The sequence below is a fragment of the Paraburkholderia sp. J69-1 genome, from assembly GCF_905220255.1.
In the GTDB taxonomy this organism is placed as follows: domain Bacteria; phylum Pseudomonadota; class Gammaproteobacteria; order Burkholderiales; family Burkholderiaceae; genus Paraburkholderia.
The window spans coordinates 527,426-543,600 of sequence record NZ_CAJMZG010000002.1; the positions used below are offsets into that span (position 1 = coordinate 527,426).

16 protein-coding genes are annotated in these 16,175 nt (G+C 63.5%); 9 read left to right on the forward strand and 7 right to left on the reverse strand.

What is annotated here, in order from left to right:
• Nucleotides 1-4: 4 nt before the first annotated feature.
• From U5A67_RS05475 to polA, 3 genes are all read right to left on the reverse strand, one after another.
• The gene (locus U5A67_RS05475) at nucleotides 5-877 is read right to left on the reverse strand and encodes a dienelactone hydrolase family protein (RefSeq protein WP_321813343.1); all 873 of its coding nucleotides are present in this window, start codon (nucleotides 875-877) and stop codon (nucleotides 5-7) included.
• Between the two features lie 79 nt (nucleotides 878-956).
• Nucleotides 957-2,300 carry an NAD(P)/FAD-dependent oxidoreductase gene (locus U5A67_RS05480; protein WP_321813344.1) on the reverse strand — a complete coding sequence of 448 codons (1,344 nt, stop codon included), beginning with the start codon at nucleotides 2,298-2,300 and terminating at the stop codon, nucleotides 957-959.
• Nucleotides 2,301-2,551: 251 nt separating this feature from the next.
• Nucleotides 2,552-5,353 carry a DNA polymerase I gene (gene polA, locus U5A67_RS05485; RefSeq protein WP_321813408.1) on the reverse strand — a complete coding sequence of 934 codons (2,802 nt, stop codon included), beginning with the start codon at nucleotides 5,351-5,353 and terminating at the stop codon, nucleotides 2,552-2,554.
• Nucleotide 5,354: 1 nt separating this feature from the next.
• Between polA and U5A67_RS05490 the strand changes: the two genes are divergently transcribed.
• The gene (locus U5A67_RS05490) at nucleotides 5,355-6,110 is read left to right on the forward strand and encodes a TIGR00730 family Rossman fold protein (RefSeq protein ID WP_321813345.1); all 756 of its coding nucleotides are present in this window, start codon (nucleotides 5,355-5,357) and stop codon (nucleotides 6,108-6,110) included.
• A gap of 140 nt (nucleotides 6,111-6,250) precedes the next feature.
• On the opposite strand, the gene U5A67_RS05495 is transcribed toward U5A67_RS05490, so the two are convergent.
• On the reverse strand, nucleotides 6,251-7,156 hold the full coding sequence (locus U5A67_RS05495) for a transcriptional regulator GcvA (protein ID WP_321813346.1): 906 nt from the start codon (nucleotides 7,154-7,156) through the stop codon (nucleotides 6,251-6,253).
• A 128-nt stretch (nucleotides 7,157-7,284) separates the two neighbouring features.
• Here U5A67_RS05495 and U5A67_RS05500 point away from each other — a divergent pair, with 128 nt between their 5' ends.
• The 4 genes from U5A67_RS05500 to U5A67_RS05515 all read left to right on the forward strand — a co-directional run bounded on the left by U5A67_RS05500 (nucleotide 7,285) and on the right by U5A67_RS05515 (nucleotide 9,479).
• A complete protein-coding gene (locus U5A67_RS05500; protein ID WP_415767781.1) occupies nucleotides 7,285-7,866 on the forward strand; it encodes a chromate transporter in 582 nt (193 codons plus the stop codon).
• Nucleotides 7,863-8,390: a chromate transporter gene (locus tag U5A67_RS05505; protein ID WP_205986259.1), complete on the forward strand. Its 528-nt coding sequence runs from the start codon at nucleotides 7,863-7,865 to the stop codon at nucleotides 8,388-8,390. The genes U5A67_RS05500 and U5A67_RS05505 overlap by 4 nt, the downstream gene beginning before the upstream one ends.
• 199 nt (nucleotides 8,391-8,589) lie before the next feature.
• Entirely contained in the window at nucleotides 8,590-9,168 is a 579-nt protein-coding gene (locus U5A67_RS05510) for a hypothetical protein (RefSeq protein ID WP_321813348.1), read from the forward strand.
• Nucleotides 9,165-9,479: a hypothetical protein gene (locus U5A67_RS05515; RefSeq protein ID WP_321813349.1), complete on the forward strand. Its 315-nt coding sequence runs from the start codon at nucleotides 9,165-9,167 to the stop codon at nucleotides 9,477-9,479. The genes U5A67_RS05510 and U5A67_RS05515 overlap by 4 nt, the downstream gene beginning before the upstream one ends.
• Nucleotides 9,480-9,531: 52 nt before the next feature.
• Here U5A67_RS05515 and U5A67_RS05520 read toward each other — a convergent pair whose 3' ends face one another.
• Entirely contained in the window at nucleotides 9,532-11,058 is a 1,527-nt protein-coding gene (locus U5A67_RS05520) for an AMP nucleosidase (RefSeq protein ID WP_205986256.1), read from the reverse strand.
• A 210-nt stretch (nucleotides 11,059-11,268) separates the two neighbouring features.
• Here U5A67_RS05520 and U5A67_RS05525 point away from each other — a divergent pair, with 210 nt between their 5' ends.
• The 3 genes from U5A67_RS05525 (at nucleotide 11,269) to U5A67_RS05535 (ending at nucleotide 13,602) form a co-directional block, all read left to right on the forward strand.
• On the forward strand, nucleotides 11,269-11,673 hold the full coding sequence (locus U5A67_RS05525) for a hypothetical protein (protein ID WP_205986255.1): 405 nt from the start codon (nucleotides 11,269-11,271) through the stop codon (nucleotides 11,671-11,673).
• A gap of 124 nt (nucleotides 11,674-11,797) precedes the next feature.
• Nucleotides 11,798-12,808, forward strand: coding sequence for a homoserine kinase (locus U5A67_RS05530; RefSeq protein ID WP_205986254.1), 1,011 nt, complete (start codon nucleotides 11,798-11,800; stop codon nucleotides 12,806-12,808).
• A complete protein-coding gene (locus U5A67_RS05535) occupies nucleotides 12,799-13,602 on the forward strand; it encodes a BPSS1780 family membrane protein (protein ID WP_205986253.1) in 804 nt (267 codons plus the stop codon). The genes U5A67_RS05530 and U5A67_RS05535 overlap by 10 nt, the downstream gene beginning before the upstream one ends.
• Before the next feature lie 77 nt (nucleotides 13,603-13,679).
• Here U5A67_RS05535 and U5A67_RS05540 read toward each other — a convergent pair whose 3' ends face one another.
• Complete coding sequence (locus U5A67_RS05540) at nucleotides 13,680-13,859, reverse strand: DUF3563 family protein (RefSeq protein WP_205986252.1); 180 nt, start codon at nucleotides 13,857-13,859, stop codon at nucleotides 13,680-13,682.
• Nucleotides 13,860-14,008: 149 nt separating this feature from the next.
• Nucleotides 14,009-15,193 carry a PHB depolymerase family esterase gene (locus U5A67_RS05545; protein ID WP_321813350.1) on the reverse strand — a complete coding sequence of 395 codons (1,185 nt, stop codon included), beginning with the start codon at nucleotides 15,191-15,193 and terminating at the stop codon, nucleotides 14,009-14,011.
• A gap of 258 nt (nucleotides 15,194-15,451) precedes the next feature.
• On the opposite strand from U5A67_RS05545, the gene U5A67_RS05550 reads away from it, so the two are divergent.
• On the forward strand, nucleotides 15,452-16,162 hold the full coding sequence (locus U5A67_RS05550) for a phosphatase PAP2 family protein (RefSeq protein WP_205986816.1): 711 nt from the start codon (nucleotides 15,452-15,454) through the stop codon (nucleotides 16,160-16,162).
• The last annotated feature ends 13 nt before the right edge of the window (nucleotides 16,163-16,175 follow it).

Here is a 16,175-nt window from a genome sequence, read left to right on the forward strand (position 1 = left end):
GCTCTCAACCGACGCCGTGCTCCTTGAACCACGCCGTCGCGCGCTTCCAGCCATCCTCCGCATCGGCCTTGCGATAGCTCGGCCGGTAATCGGCGAAAAACGCGTGGCCCGCATCGTCATACACGACGAATTGCGAGCCGCGCCCGCCCTGCGGCCCCTGCGCAATCGCCGCTTTCATCTGCTCCAGCGTGTCCTGCGGGATGCTGTTGTCCTGACGCCCGTATAGCCCCAGCACCGGCACCTGCAACGTGCCCGCCAGATCGACCGGATTCTGCGGCGCGTTCGCTGTGTGATCGCCCGTCACGCGCCCGTACCACGCCACCGCGGCCTTCACGCGCGGATTGTGCTCCGCATACAGCCACGTGTAGCGCCCGCCCCAGCAAAAGCCGTTGATGCCCACGCGCTTCAGATCGCCGCCATGCTGGCCCGCCCACTCGAGCGCCGCATCGATATCGCTCATCACCTGGGCATCGGGCACCTTGCTCGCGATGTTTTCGTTGATCTGCTGGATCGTCGGATACACCGAAGCATCGCCTTCGCGCACAAAAAAATCCGGCGCGATGGCCAGATAGCCAAGCTTCGCAAAACGCCGGCACACATCGGCGATATGCTCGTGCACGCCAAAAATCTCGTGAATCACGATGATGACCGGCAGGTGCGTCTTCCCACGCGGCTGCGCACGATACGCCGGCACGAGCGTACCGCCCGACTGGAAGCCGATCTCGCCGGCATCGAGTCCTTCGGAATCCGTATGAATCGTCTGCGCGGAAACGGGCAGCACGGCGGCAGCGAAGCCGCTGCCCAGCGCGGCCTTCAGGAAGGTGCGCCGATCGAACGGCACGTGAGGAACCAGGCTATCGATTTCAGGCTTCAGCATGCAACGCTCCTTGCGATAGAAAACGGCGCGACAGAAAGACCATCCAAAGAAAAAATGCGCCCGCAGGCGCATTGTGAAATCAGTGCAGCTTGACGCGCGGCAGCGTCGTGCGCCGCAGCCAGTGCGCAACGGTGTCGAGCATCATGCGCGCGTAGCCGTGCAGCGCCGCAATATGCAGCCGATACAGCGACATATACATGAAGCGTGCGAACAGCCCTTCGATCAGCATGCTGCCGCCGATCAACCCGCCCATCAGATTGCCGACCGCGCTGAAATGGCCGAGCGACACCAGCGAGCCAAAGTCGCGATAGGTGAACTCGGGCAACGGCCGTCCGTCGAGCAGATGAGTCATCGACTTGAACAGGAACGATGCCTGCTGATGCGCGGCCTGCGCGCGCGGCGGCACATTGCGTTCGGTCCCCGGCCACACGCAGGCGGCACAGTCGCCGAGCGCGAAGATGTTATCGTCGATTTCGGTTTGCAGCGTCTGGCGCGCGACCAGTTGACCGAGCTTGTTGACGGTCAGGCCGTCGAGTTGCGAGAGCACAGCGGGCGCCTTGATGCCTGCCGCCCAGACGGTGAGATCGGCGCGAATCGCCTTGCCGCTCGCCGTACGCACGACGCCCGGCGCGACTTCGGTCACGCGTTCGGCCGTGAGAATACGCACGCCGAGCTTGAGCAACAATTCCGCCGTCGCCGAAGAAACACGTTCGGGCAATGCCGGCAAAATACGCGGGCCCGATTCGATCAGCGCGATGCCCACGTCATGGCTCGGATCGAGCTTGTGCAGACCATACGCCGAAAGCACCTGCGCGGTATTGCGCAACTCGGCGGACAACTCCACGCCCGTGGCTCCAGCACCGACGATCGCCACCTGCACGCGCGGCTCTTCCTTGCCTTCGTGGTCGCGCGTGATGACGGGATCGGTTTGATGTTCGGCGCGCATGCACGCGGCGATCAGGCGCTTGCGAAAGCGCTCGGCCTGCTCGACGGTATCGAGCGCGATGGAATTTTCCGCCGCGCCCGGCACGCCGAAAAAGTGTGTCGTACTGCCAATCGCCAGTACCAGCGTGTCGTATTCGACCACGCGCACCGGCAACATTTCAGCGCCGTCTTCGTCGGCTACTGCGCCGAGCGTAATGCGCTTCGCCGCACGGTCGACCGATACGAGTTCGCCCTGCTGAAACTCGAAGCCATGCCAGCGCGCCTGCGCCGCATATTCGAGTTCCTGCGTGAACGGGTCCATGCTGCCTGCAGCGACTTCATGCAGCAGCGGTTTCCAGATATGAGTCGGATTGCGGTCGACGAGCGTGACCGTTGCGCGCGGCTGCCGGCCACGGCCCGGCTTCCCATAACGGTCGCCCAGCCGGGTAGCCAGTTCCAGACCGCCTGCGCCCCCACCTACAACGATAAAGCGATGCATAGTTTCTCCGTGCATGTCGATGGGCGTTAGAACGTCCGACACTCGCGCGCGCATGAACTGGCGCTGCGGCGTCGGCCTTCGTTTGATTGTCGGCTGACGGAGCGCGCGACGGCAAGATGGCATGCTCACATTAAGGTCATGCGAGCCACCCGCTTGTTCTGTGCCGCGCGCGCGTTTACTACGCGTTCAAAGCATGATTCATGCAGCGATCAATGTGATCATCGATCGCTTTCAATGTATCGATGTGCAAATTAATGCGCTTCTTCCCAGTTCGCGCCCACGCCCACTTCGGCGACGAGCGGCACCTTGAGCTTCGCGACCGAGCACATCAGTTCCGGCAGGCATTTGCGCACTTCGGAGAGTTCCGCTTCGGGCACTTCGAGCACCAGTTCATCGTGTACCTGCATGATCATCTTCGTGCCGATCTTGCGTTCGTCGAGCCACTTCTGCACGGCGACCATCGAGAGCTTGATCAGATCGGCGGCCGTGCCCTGCATCGGCGCATTGATGGCAGCGCGTTCCGCCGCCTGACGACGCGGACCATTGCCGCCGTTGATTTCCGGCAGCCACAGACGGCGACCGAACACGGTCTCGACATAGCCGCGCGATTTGGCATCCATACGCGTCTCGTCCATATAGCGCGCAACGCCCGGATAACGCGCGAAATAGCGGTCGATATAAAGCTTCGCCGCATCGCGCGTAATGCCGAGATTCGACGCGAGACCAAACGCGCTCATGCCGTAAATCAGGCCGAAGTTGATGACCTTGGCGATGCGGCGCTGATCGTTGCTCACTTCGAGCGGCGTCACGCCGAACACTTCGGCGGCCGTCGCGCGGTGAATGTCGTCGCCGCGCGCAAACGCCGTGAGCAGCGATTCGTCGCCCGAGATATGCGCCATGATGCGCAACTCGATCTGCGAATAATCGGCGGAAACGAGCTTGCAGCCCGGCGACGCGATAAACGCCTCGCGAATGCGCCGGCCTTCGCCCGTGCGCACCGGAATGTTCTGCAGATTCGGATCGTTCGACGCGAGACGCCCGGTGACCGCGACGGCCTGCGCGTAGTTCGTGTGCACGCGGCCGGTCTGCGCATTGACCATACGCGGCAGCTTGTCCGTGTAGGTCGATTTCAGCTTGGCAAGGCCGCGATGCTCGAGCAGCAGCTTGGGCAGCGGATAATCCTCGGCGAGCTTTTGCAGCACTTCTTCGTCGGTGGACGGCGCGCCGCTCGGCGTTTTCTTCACGATCGGCAATTGCAGCTTTTCGAAGAAGATCTGGCCGATCTGCTTGGGCGAGCCGAGGTTGAACTCGCCGCCCGCCAACACATAGGCTTCCTGTTCGAGTTCGACAAGACGCACCGCAATCTGCGCGCTCTGTTTTTCCAGACGCTCCGTGTCGATCAGCACGCCGTTGCGCTCCATCTTGCGCAGCACGCGCGCCGTCGGCAGCTCGATGCTGCGATAGACGTAGTCGAGACCCTTTTCCGGCTGGATCTGCGGATAGAGCGCGAGATGCAGTTGCAGCGTGACATCCGCATCTTCGGCCGCGTATTCAGCGGCCGTTTCCAGCGCCACTTCATCGAAACCGATCTGCTGCGCGCCCTTGCCCGCCACTTCCTCGTACTTGATCGTCTTGATGCCGAGGTGGCGCAGCGCGAGGCTGTCCATATCGTGCGTGCGATGCGATTCGAGCACGTACGATTCGAGCAGCGTGTCGAATTCGACACCGTTCAACTCGATGCCGTAATTCGCGAGCACCTGCTCGTCGTACTTCATGTGCTGGCCGACTTTCTTGTGCTGCGTGCTTTCGAGCCAGGGCTTCAGGCGCGCGAGCACTTCGTCGAGCGGCAATTGATCGGGTGCATCGGGCCCGCGATGCGCGAGCGGCAGATACGCGGCGCTGCCGGGTTCGGTCGAAAACGACATGCCGACGAGCTTCGCCACCATCGGATCGAGCGCCGTGGTTTCGGTATCGAACGCGGTCAACTCAGCCGCTTCGATCTTCTTGAGCCACGCGTCGAACTGCTCCCACGTCTGGATCGTTTCGTAGTTGCGCGGCGCATCGACGAACAGCGCCGGCTGCACGTTCGCGTCTTTTTCAGGCGCGTTGCCGGCGGTGGCGGCCGGCACGGTTTCGCTTTGCGCACTCGCCTCGTTGATTTCGCGCAGCCAGGTCTTGAAACCGTGACGCGCGAAAATATCGCGCATTTCTTCGCGCGCTTCCGCACGCGTGCCGAGCGAGGCTTCGATCGATTCCAGATGCGGTGCGAGATCGCAGGCCGTTTCCACCGTGACGAGCTTGCGCGCCATCGGCAGGAAGTCGAGCGCGTCGCGCAGATAACCGCCCACCGCGCCCTTGATTTCGTCCGCGTGTTCGACGATGCCGTCGAGCGAACCGTATTGCGTGAGCCACTTCACCGCCGTCTTCGGGCCGCACTTGTTCACGCCCGGCACGTTGTCAACGGTATCGCCGATCAGCGAGAGATAGTCGACGATGCGCTCCGGCGGCACGCCGAACTTCGCGATCACGCCTTCGCGATCGAGCAGTTCGTTGGTCATCGTGTTGATGAGCGTGACGTGGTCGGTCACGAGTTGCGCGAGGTCTTTGTCGCCCGTGGAAACGACCACCTTCATGCCGAGCTTTTCCGCCTGGGCGGCGAGCGTGCCGATCACATCGTCGGCCTCGACGCCTTCGACCATCAGCAGCGGCCAGCCGAGCGCGCGCACCGCAGCGTGGATGGGCTCGATCTGTGCAGCAAGCGGCTCCGGCATGGAAGGCCGGTTGGCCTTATAGTCGGGATACCAGTCATCACGAAACGTCTTGCCCTTGGCATCGAACACGCACGCGCTATACTCTGCCGTAACGTCCTTGCGCATACGACGCAGCATGTTGATGATGCCGTACAGTGCACCTGTGGGTTCGCCGTCGGGACCACGCAGATCAGGCATTGCATGGAAGGCCCGATAGAGATAGCTAGAACCGTCGACCAGCAACAGGGTCTTACCTTCCAGCTGATTGTGTAGCTTCGTTTCCACGCGTAGTTCTTCAGGCATTATGGACAAGAGAAAAGTGATTCCGAGTCTGCGTTCACTCGCAGATCAAGAGCGCGCAACGGCCAAAAAGGCGCGCGCATCGTGGCAGATGTTCACGATTATGGCAGAGTTTATCGAGGCGACCGAATACCTGTCCGAGATCCGGCCAGCGGTCAGCATCTATGGCTCTGCACGCCTGAAACCGGACTCAAAGTACTACCAGCTCGCCTCCACCATCGCGCGAAAAGTCTCGGATGCAGGCTTCGCCGTGATCTCCGGCGGCGGTCCTGGCATCATGGAAGCCGCGAATCAGGGCGCGCACGCGGGCAAGTCGCCGTCCGTGGGCCTGAACATCGAATTGCCGCACGAGCAGTCGGGCAATCAGTGGCAGGACATCTCGCTGCGTTTCCGCCATTTCTTCACGCGTAAAGTGACTTTCGTGAAGAACTCGGACGCCGTGATCGTCATGCCGGGCGGCTTCGGCACGCTCGACGAACTGGCCGAAGTGCTCACGCTGATCCAGACGAAGAAGTCGCGTCACGTGCCCATCATTCTCGTGGGCGCGGAGTTCTGGAAGGGCCTGCTCGAATGGTTCCGCACGGCGCTTGTGCCGATGGGTCTGATCAACGCGGAAGACATGGATCTGATGCAGGTGATCGACGATCCCGACCAGGTGCTCGAAGCCGTCCTGAAGTTCTACGAGGACAGCGGCGAAGAGACAGCGGAAGAACATCCCGCCCGCCCGGATTCGGACGAAGACCGCATGTTCTATCTCTGATGCATGAGCGCGCGGGCGCCCCGCCCGCGCGTTTGCATCGGCATGTTCGTATCGGCATGCCTGGCCGGCGCGCGTCACTCGCGCGCCGCGCGTCTTACCTCACGCTTTCAGGCGCAGCATTTGCTCGCGCTCACTTCCGCTCAACCTGCCGTTCCCGCATCTTCCTGCACCGCGCTCGCCTGCTCTTCGAGCCAGCGGCAAAACTGCGCGACGACAGGCACATCCGCCACTTCGCGCCGCGCCACCCACCAATAACCGCGCGCATCGATATGCGGACCGTCAAGCGGCGTGACCAGCCGCCCGGAAGCCAGTTCGTCGTCCAGCAACGGCAACGGTCCGAGCGCCACGCCCAGACCATCGACGGCCGCCTGCAAGGCCAGATAAAAATGATCGAACGACTGCTTCTTGCGGCACTTTGCCGTGACGCCCGCCGTCGCCAGCCACGTGCGCCACGCATCGGGGCGCGTATCGGAATGCAGCAGGACGTGACGCGCGAGGTCGTTGGCGTTGTGAATCGGCGTACGCTTGAGCAGCGCCGGGCTGCAGACGGGCAGCTCCATTTCGTCGAGGAAGTGACCGCTCGCGCAATCGGGCCAATGCGCGGGGCCGCGCCGCACGGCCACGTCGAAAGCATCGAGCGTTTCCACCGGCGCATTCGAGGTCGCGAGGCGTAGCTCCACATTCGGATTGAGCCGCTGGAACTGCGAGAGCCGCGGCAGCAGCCATTTCATGGCGAAAGTCGGCAAGGCGTTCACACGCAGCACGTGGACGACGCCCGTATCGCGCAATTGTTCCGTCGCGCGCGCGATGTTGTCGAATGCCGCCTGCACGGCGCCGAGATAGCGCCGGCCATCGTCGGTCAGCGCAACCCGCTTGCCATGCCGATGAAACACCTGCACGCCCACCCACGCCTCCAGCGCGGCCACCTGACGACTGATTGCACCGTGAGTCACATGGAGTTCCGCCGCTGCGGCGGTGAAACTATTGTGCCGAGCGGCGGATTCGAACGCGCGCAACGCCGGAAAAGGAGGGAGAGAACGTGCCATGCTTGTGATTCTAGATCACAAGAGACCGGCCTAAAAATCGTTTTGCGGCGAGACGATTCGGCGCTACGCTCGCAGCTTGCTCCAGAGGTCCCCGCATGAAAAACAATCCCGCCCCAGCCCCGGCCGATATTCCCGCCGATTTCACGTCGCACGAAGCGCTCGTGACGCCCAGCGTCAAGGATCTGTTCCTTGGCTTTCTCGGCCTCGGTTTTACTTCTTTCGGCGGAGCGCTGCCGCTCGCGCGGCGCACGGTCGTCGAACAGCGCCGCTGGCTCACCGGCGCCGAATTCACCGATCTGCTCGGCCTGTGCCAATTCCTGCCTGGCGGCAACGTGATCAACCTTTCGGTTGCGCTCGGCATGCGTTTTCAGGGCTGGCGCGGCGCGCTCGCGGGCCTGCTTGGGCTGATTGCGGGGCCGTCGCTGGTCGTGATCGGCCTTGGCGTGCTTTACGAGCGCACGCAGAACGATCCGCATGTGCGTCATCTGTTCGTCGGCCTCGCTGCTGCGGCGGCCGGACTGCTGATTTCGATGGCCGTGAAGATCCTGCTGCCGCTACGGCGCGATCCCGCCGCGGCCGTGATCGCCGCGCTCGGCTTTATCGCCATTGCCCTGCTGCGCACGCCGCTGCTGCCGACCATGCTCGTGCTCACGCCGATCGGCGTCGCCGTGGCGGCGCGTGCGGCCCGTCGTGCGGGAGGTGCGCGATGAACGACACGCTGATCGCACTCGCGACGATTTTCAGCCAGCTTTCGCTGCTCGCGTTCGGCGGCGGCAACACCATCCTGCCGGAGATGCAGCGCCAGGTCGTAGAGGTCCATCACTGGATGCCCGCCAGCGAATTCAGCGCGCTTTTCGCGCTGGCTCAGGCGGCACCAGGACCGAACATGATGATCGTGACGCTGGTGGGCTGGCACGTGGCCGGATGGGCAGGCATGCTCGTCACGTCGATTGCGAAGTTCGGGCCGTCGTCGCTCGTGACGATCGCGGCGCTGCACGCGTGGGATCGTTTCAAGGACCGGCCATGGCGCAGCATCGCGCAACGCGGGCTCGTGCCGGTGACCGCTGGACTTGTGGCGGCGAGCGCGGTGCTGATCGCGAAGGCTTCTGATCCTTCGTGGATCGCGTGGGGCATCACGGGCGTTTGCGCGGTGCTGGCGTTCCGCACGAAGATTCATCCGCTCTGGCTGCTGGCGGCAGGGAGTTTGATTGGGTTGACGGGGTTCGGGCAGTAGCGCCACGCGTTCAGGCAACACGCTGAACGGCTATTCGAATCCGATTTGCACACGCATTTCGAGGAAATTTACGCAAGCGCAGAGGCATTCGATTCAGGCAGCCCAATTCGCTCACTACACGTATCTCCAGTGTCACGCCCGTCTTAGACTCGAACGACCTGGCGCCGGTCAAGGCGCGCATACGCGACGAGTCGACAAATTGAGCGAGACGCCACTCGAAACTGCAATCGATCACCAGACCTTGCCAGCCCCCGCATGGACACAGGGATGGAACTGGCTCGTCATTGCCATCGTGGCCATTGCGCCACTCGTGCTCATACTTGTCGAGTACAAACTCCGCGACGAACTCTGTGCGCTGCATCTTGTGGAAAGTTGCCATCCGCTCGACTTCTTCGCACCGACCATGATGGCAGCCGCGCTCACAATGGCGCTTCCGTGCCTGAGTATGCCGGGCTCACTACCTGTACTGAAAGTGCTGCCGGATCCGCCATCGATTTTCAAGCACGCCGCGCGCCGCCAATGGCTACGCGCAAATCGTTTAGCAATCCATCACAATCGTCGGAAACGTTACCAGTGGTATGCGAGCGCGACCGTCGCGATCTTTGCGTTTTTCTTGTCCTGCGGCATCTTTACGATCTGGCTGTTGCGTCTACACCCGGAAGGCAGTGCTAGCATCGGCGTGACGTGGGGGAAGCCACAAGAGGAAAGCTGCATTGCCTACGCCCTCGCGACCACGCTCACGCTTGCGCAAACCTCACTCGAACGGTACCAAAAATGACGGACTGGCCTCCTTCCGTGCTATTCGGCATCCCTGTCGCCGGCATTATCGTCGGCCACATTCTGTCTTATTTCATCTACCGCCTGAGGCGCGCAATCGCGCTCGACGATGCACGCGACGCAATGGAAGCGAAAGCGCGCAAAAAAACCGGCGTTGTGTACGCTCAACCCACCGCTGTTCCGGTCGATGCCTTCACGCGCATTGCCACAACGGTGAAAGCACCGAATCTATCGATCCGGCTCGACGGCGGGCAGTATGCATGCTCGCCATACACGTCTGCCTATGCGGCCATGCACGCCTCGGCGAGCTAGAAACAACGCTGCGCTACATCGCGTAGCGCAGCGCAGCACATCGTCGTTGCCTTTACTGGAACGCCACCTCAGCGAAACTCCGCAATTTCCGGCTATGCAACTTATGCAAGCCGTTAGTGCGCAGAATCTCCATCGCCTTCACGCCGATCTGCAAGTGCTGATCCACCTGCGCGCGATAGAACGAATCGGCCATGCCCGGCAGCTTCAGTTCGCCGTGCAGCGGTTTATCGGAAACGCACAGCAAGGTGCCGTACGGCACGCGGAAACGGAAGCCGTTCGCGGCGATCGTCGCGCTTTCCATATCGAGCGCAATCGCGCGGCTCTGCGACAGACGTTGCACCGGCTCGCGGTGATCGCGCAATTCCCAGTTGCGGTTGTCCACGCTCGCCACCGTGCCCGTGCGCATCACGCGCTTGAGCTCCACGCCCTCGAGACGCGTCACGTCCGCCACTGCGCGCTCGAGCGCAAGCTGCACTTCCGCCAGCGCCGGAATCGGCACCCACAGCGGCAGATCGGCGTCCAGCACGTGATCCTCGCGCACATAGCCGTGCGCGAGCACATAGTCGCCCAGACGCTGCGTATTGCGCAGCCCCGCGCAGTGACCCAGCATGATCCACGCATGCGGACGCAGCACGGCGATGTGATCGGTGATCGTCTTCGCGTTCGACGGCCCCACGCCGATATTGACCATCGTGATGCCGCTGCCGTCCGCGCGCTTGAGGTGATACGCGGGCATCTGCGGCAGACGCGCGGGCGGCGAGCCCTCGTCGTCCTGTTCGCCGAGATTCGCGTTATACGTCACCACATCGCCCGGCTCGACGAACGAGGTGTATTCGCTGCGATAGTTGCGCAGATCGGCATCGTCGGTGCGTGCCATCATGGCGCGGCCAAGCTTCACGAATTCGTCGATATAGAACTGGTAGTTCGTGTACAGCACGTAATTCTGCACGTGCGTGGGCGAAGTCGCCGTGTAGTGCTTGAGCCGATGCAGCGAAAAGTCCACGCGCGGCGCCGTGAACAGCGCGAGCGGAAACGGCTCGCCGGGCGCCGGCTCGAACGTGCCGTTGACGATGCGGTCGTCGAGTTCGGCGAGATCGGGCACGTCGAACACGTCGCGCATCGCAAAGAGGCGTTCGCGATCGAGATCGCCTTCGAGGTGAATGCCTTCAGCAAACGCGAAATGCACCGGCACCGGCTGCTCCGACACACCCACTTCGATCTGCACGTGATGGTTCTTCGCAAGCAGGCGCAGTTGCTCGCGATAGTAATTGCCGAACAGATCAGGACGCGTGATGGTGGTTTCGAACACGCCCGGACCCGCCACGAACCCATACGAGCGCCGCGAGTCGATATGCGTGTTGACATCGGTACGGATGCGCACGAACGGATAGCAGGCGCGCACGCGGCGCTCGAACGATTCGCCGCGGCGATAACGCGCGAAAGCATCGCGCAGGAACGAGGTGTTGGCTTCGTAGATCGCGGAGAGCCGCGCGACGGCATCGGCGGCATCTTCGAATGCTTCGAGCGGGAAGTCGTGCGGGGGCGTCATGAAGGTTCGCCGGTTGGTGTCGTTGTTCATTGTCGTTCACCTCTGTTCGTTTGAACGACATTAGCACGGAAGCAGGACAATCTGACAACGCCCTTCGTGCAGCGCGGAAATCCGCGCCTCAGGTCGAGCGCCCGCGATGCCCCGCGTGGCGGGCGCGCCAGCCGGTGCTGCAACAGCAGGCGCAGACGGGAGACACGGCGCGGATTTGCTAGAATTAGAAGATCCCATCGGAGAATCACCATGAAGTCGCATCTTCTTGCTGCCGTCGCCGCGACGCTCGCATTCAGCGGGCTCGCCATGGCCGCGCCGGCCGACGACGCCAAAACGGCCGTCGAGGCCCAGTCCGCGCAGTCCGAAAACGAGCGGGCTGGTCTGCCCGATCTCGCGGCGATCAACCGTCCTGCTGCACGCGTCAGCTCGAAGGTCGACATCAACGACGTGCCGCGCACGCCGAGCTTTCACGAAGTCAGCCCGACCGGCACGGAAATCACCGAATACCGCGACAAGGGCAAGCCCGTCGAAATTAACGTTCATTCGAATTTCGGCACGCGCTACACGATGAGCGCGAACCCCGACACGTCGCCGCAAGTCCGTCCGAACGGCCAGGCCAGCACGCGTCTTCCGTCGATCAACCTGCATTACTGATACGTCGCCCTCGTGCGCGGGCGGCGTGCGCTGTCCGCGCCGCCTCCCGCCCGGGCATCCGCAAGCCCGCTCCCGGACTCGTGCACGAGCCGGGCTCCATTACGAAAACCACACGACCTCCCGCATGGCCGTCTTCACCGCTGTCACCGAAACCCAGCTCGCCCAATGGATGCGCGACTACGATCTTGGCGATGTCGTCGATTTTCGCGGCATCCAGTCCGGTATTGAAAACAGCAACTTCTTCCTGACGACGACGCGCGGCGAATACGTCCTGACGATCTTCGAGAAGCTGACGGCGCAGCAGTTGCCGTTCTATCTGGACCTGATGCGCCACCTCGCGGCGCATCGCGTACCGGTGCCCGATCCGATGCCGCGCGCCGACGGTTCGCTGTTCGGCATGCTGCACGGCAAGCCCGCCGCCATCGTCACGAAGCTCGACGGCGCGCCCGAACTCGCGCCGCAGGTCGAGCATTGCGCCGAAGTCGGCCAGATGCTTGCGCGCATGCACCTGGCCGGCCGCGATTACGCGGGCGACCAGCCGAATCTGCGCAGCCTGCCGTGGTGGGAAGAGACCGTCCCGACGGTGCTGCCCTTCCTCGACGCGGCGCAAAGCGATCTGCTCACGAGCGAACTCGCCCATCAACAGGCCTTCTTCGCCAGCGACGATTACGCCTCGCTGCCCGGCGGCCCGTGCCACTGCGATCTGTTCCGCGACAACGCGCTGTTCGCACACGCCCAGCCCGAAACCGGCCATACGGTGCGCCTGGGCGGCTTCTTCGACTTCTATTTCGCCGGCTGCGATAAATGGGTGTTCGATGTGGCGGTGACGGTCAACGACTGGTGCGTCGATCTCGCGACCGGCAAGCTCGACGGCGCGCGCGCCGAAGCGCTGCTGCGCGCGTACCAGACGGTGCGCCCGTTCACGCCCGCGGAAATCGCCCACTGGACCGACATGCTGCGCGCCGGTGCGTACCGCTTCTGGGTCTCGCGCCTGTATGATTTTTATCTGCCGCGCTCGGCGGAACTGCTCAAGCCGCACGACCCCGGCCATTTCGAGCGCATCCTGCGCGAGCGCCGCGCTGTCACGCCTGGCGACATCCAGGCACTTTCTGGCCTGCCCCGCTCATGCAACTGATCGAAGTCCCCGCGAAGCAGGGTTATGTCTGGTTCCGCCAGGGTATCTGGCTGTTCCGTCGCAATCCGCTCGCGTTTCTCACGCTGTTTTTCGCGTATCTGCTCGCCATGACGCTGATTTCGGCGGTGCCGCTGATCGGCGGCGTGCTGCCGCTCATCTTCGTGCCGGGCGTGGCGGTGGGTTTCATGGCCGCGTGCCGCGACACGATCGCGGGCAAGCCGGTGTTTCCGACGATCCTCGTGGACGGTTTCCGTTCGTACGGACCGAACGTCACGAAGCATCTGTTCGCGTTGGGCGGAATTTATGTGGTGGCGATGACGCTGGTGCTCGCGGCATCCGCGCTGGTCGACGGCGGCGAGCTGCTGCGTCTGATGACGCTGGGTGGGACGCTGGATACCGAGGCGATCGAAAACAGTAACGTGCCGCTCGCCGTGCTGGCTTCGCTGGCGGTCTACCTGCCGGTATCGATGCTGTTCTGGTTTGCGCCGGTGCTGACGGCCTGGCATGACGTGCCGCCCATCAAGGCGATGTTCTTCAGCATCGTGAGCTGCTGGCGCAACAAGGGCGCGTTCGTGGTGTACGGCGCGCTGTGGTTTGCGCTGTCGACGGGCGTGGCGATCGGGCTGTCGAATCTGCTGCGCGCGCTTGGCGCGGGCGAGTATGCGCTCGCGATCGTGATGCCGGCGCTGATCCTCGTCACGACGATGATCTATTGCTCGTTCTACGCGACCTATCGCGGCTGCTACGGCGTGCAGGAAAAACCGGCCGAGGATCTGCCCGATTCCGGGCGTTGAGCCCGGGTTTGCAGCATCGCGCTGCAAATCACACCTCTGCGGGGCGCCAGCGTGCGCCCCGTTTTTATTGCTACGGCTTAGCCGTAGTGGTTCATCCACGAGGGATGACGGCCGGTCTTCTCGCGGTCGAGCTTGCGCATGCGGAATTCCAGGTCATAGATATCAGCCGATTCAGCCAGGTAGGCGTCTTCGCGCTCTTTGCGAGCGGTTTCGGTCGATTTCGTGAGGAACAGGAAAAGGCGGCTAAGCAGGTACATGGTCTGGCTCCGTAATTTCGGGCACATGCCCTCGGAAGGAATAGAGCCATTATAGGGAAAACCCTGATTAGGGTAAACCCTTGAATTGATACGGATTGTCGCAGTGCCGTGAAAATCGGCGCAAACCCGCGCCACAGCGGGCGCGCAGCCTAGTGCGCGCCGTGCGCGAGTTCGTCGTCGAAGGCGTCGTCCACATGGCTGCGGCGTTGCGCTTCGAAAAAGTCCCAGATCATTGCGCTGGCGTCGGGGCCTGCGGACGAGTGGAACGGCACGGCATCGTCGCCGCCGCTCCAGGCGTGCTCGAGCGCATCCACCTCGCACAGCCGCACGATGCTGGCGCCATCGCGCAGGTAATCGCGGATCGTGAAGCCGTCGCCGTCGTGCTCGTGCGAAACGACGCCCTGGCGCACGCCCTCGCCATCGGCGAGATCGTTGAGGTGGAGGAACTGCGTGGTCAACTGCCCGGCGTTCACGGGCGCGACGACGGCATCGCCGCCGCCCTGCACGATCAGCGCCGGCATGCCGGGATGCTTGCGCCCCGCCAGTTCGCGCTCGACCAGCGAGACCGGATCATGATGCAGACCGCGCCGCATGACGTCGAGCGCGGCCACGCCCGAGCGCGCCTCGCCGAAAGCCGGCCCCGAATGGAGCGCAACGGCCGCGAAGCGGCCCGGCGCGCGCATCGCCAGCAGCGAAGCGAGCCCCGCGCCAGCCGACAAACCAGCCAGATAAACACGCGAGCGGTCGAAACCATGCTCGTGCGCGAGCGTATCGACAAGCGAAACGATCGCCGTCGCCTCGCCGCCGCCCGCGGGCTGACGCGCGTCATACCAGTGCCAGCACTGGTGCGGATGCGCCTGCGCCGACTGTTCGGGATACAGCACGGCAAAACCGTGTTGATCGGCGAGCAGATTCATGCGCGTGCCTTCGGCAAACGAATCGGCGGTTTGCGCGCAGCCGTGCAGCATGACGACGAGCGGCATGCCCGTCGTAGGCCGCGACGGCGGCAAATAAAGGCCATAAGCGAGCGCGCGAGACGCGCCCTTCGCCAGGTGTTCGGCGCGCTGCCATTCGCCGGCTGCCCATGCGGCGGCGCGCGGCCCGACGCGCGATTCGCGCACCGGCGCGCCGCTACGTGCAGCAAGGGTGACAGGGGCGGCGGGCGTGACGGGCGCCGCGGCCTGCGGCGCCGCAGGCTGGCCGCCGAGCCACAGGGCCTGCGCGTCGGAGGCGCGCAAACCGGCCTCGCGCAGCGCAGTGCGCGCCGCGCGATTCTGGATGGCGATGAGACGTCGCATGCCACCCGCCCACAGCTTCGTCAGATCTTTCGTCATCAGTGGCCTCGTGAAAGGGGTCGGATACGTAGCAAAAATCTGCCACGCGCATTCGTTGTGCGATGCACAATATCATCAATCTGACAGCGCTGCAGTCGAATGAGTTCTAAAAGAAAATCGTCGTTCGCTGCAGCGCATTAAGCGCCACGAATCGCGGCTATACTGCAAAATCGCGCGACGCCCTGTCGGCCCAACCGGCCGCTCGTGCGTTGAATCAATCGATACCCTCTTTCGAACGCGCCACCGTGGTGCCGACTCATGCCCGATTTGCCGCTTAACCTCTGGAATTCGATAACGAACCTCGGCGGTGCAGGTCTCACGTTCCCGCTCGCCGCCGCGATCGCGCTGTGGCTTGTCGCAGGCTATTCGTGGCGCATGGCGGCCAGCTGGGTGGCGCTGCTCGGTGCGGCAATCGGCCTCGTCATACTGACGAAGATCGCGTTCATGGGCTGGGGCGTCGGCGTGCGTTCGTACGATTTCACGGGCCTGAGCGGCCACGCGATGATGTCCACCTCCGTGTATCCGGTGGCGTTCTTCCTGATGCTGCAAGGCGTGCGCGCCCCGCTGCGCGCGGCTGGCGTCGCGCTGGGGTTGATCGTCGGCGTGGTGGTGGCTTTTTCGCGCGTCGTACTGGATGCGCATTCGCCTTCGGAGGCCGTGACCGGCACCATCGTCGGCGCGCTGACGGCGCTGGTGTTCGTGCGCTACTGGTGGGACGCGCGTTCAGGCGGAATTTCGACCGCCGTGGTCGCGCTGAGCCTGGCCGCCATTACCGTCGCCTTGCATGATGTGCGCGTGCCCACGCACCGCTGGGTCACCGATATCGCGCTCACCGTTTCCGGTCACGATCAGCCCTTTGTGCGCGCCCGCTGGAAGACCAACCGGCCGATCCGCACGCCCGGCACGCCCACCGCACCGGTCTCGCAAACCCGCGACACCCTCACGCCGCCCGCGCAACGCCCGGCCTGATCCCGCCAGCGGC

Bases quoted from the DNA above. Each gene is read 5' to 3' on its own strand.
- U5A67_RS05475 (WP_321813343.1), bottom strand. From the start codon at position 877: ATGCTGAAGCCTGAAATCGATAGCCTGGTTCCTCACGTGCCGTTCGAT.
- U5A67_RS05480 (WP_321813344.1), bottom strand. From the start codon at position 2,300: ATGCATCGCTTTATCGTTGTAGGTGGGGGCGCAGGCGGTCTGGAACTG.
- polA (WP_321813408.1), bottom strand. From the start codon at position 5,353: ATGCCTGAAGAACTACGCGTGGAAACGAAGCTACACAATCAGCTGGAA.
- U5A67_RS05490 (WP_321813345.1), top strand. From the start codon at position 5,355: ATGGACAAGAGAAAAGTGATTCCGAGTCTGCGTTCACTCGCAGATCAA.
- U5A67_RS05495 (WP_321813346.1), bottom strand. From the start codon at position 7,156: ATGGCACGTTCTCTCCCTCCTTTTCCGGCGTTGCGCGCGTTCGAATCC.
- U5A67_RS05505 (WP_205986259.1), top strand. From the start codon at position 7,863: ATGAACGACACGCTGATCGCACTCGCGACGATTTTCAGCCAGCTTTCG.
- U5A67_RS05515 (WP_321813349.1), top strand. From the start codon at position 9,165: ATGACGGACTGGCCTCCTTCCGTGCTATTCGGCATCCCTGTCGCCGGC.
- U5A67_RS05520 (WP_205986256.1), bottom strand. From the start codon at position 11,058: ATGAACAACGACACCAACCGGCGAACCTTCATGACGCCCCCGCACGAC.
- U5A67_RS05525 (WP_205986255.1), top strand. From the start codon at position 11,269: ATGAAGTCGCATCTTCTTGCTGCCGTCGCCGCGACGCTCGCATTCAGC.
- U5A67_RS05530 (WP_205986254.1), top strand. From the start codon at position 11,798: ATGGCCGTCTTCACCGCTGTCACCGAAACCCAGCTCGCCCAATGGATG.
- U5A67_RS05535 (WP_205986253.1), top strand. From the start codon at position 12,799: ATGCAACTGATCGAAGTCCCCGCGAAGCAGGGTTATGTCTGGTTCCGC.
- U5A67_RS05540 (WP_205986252.1), bottom strand. From the start codon at position 13,859: ATGTACCTGCTTAGCCGCCTTTTCCTGTTCCTCACGAAATCGACCGAA.
- U5A67_RS05545 (WP_321813350.1), bottom strand. From the start codon at position 15,193: ATGACGAAAGATCTGACGAAGCTGTGGGCGGGTGGCATGCGACGTCTC.
- U5A67_RS05550 (WP_205986816.1), top strand. From the start codon at position 15,452: ATGCCCGATTTGCCGCTTAACCTCTGGAATTCGATAACGAACCTCGGC.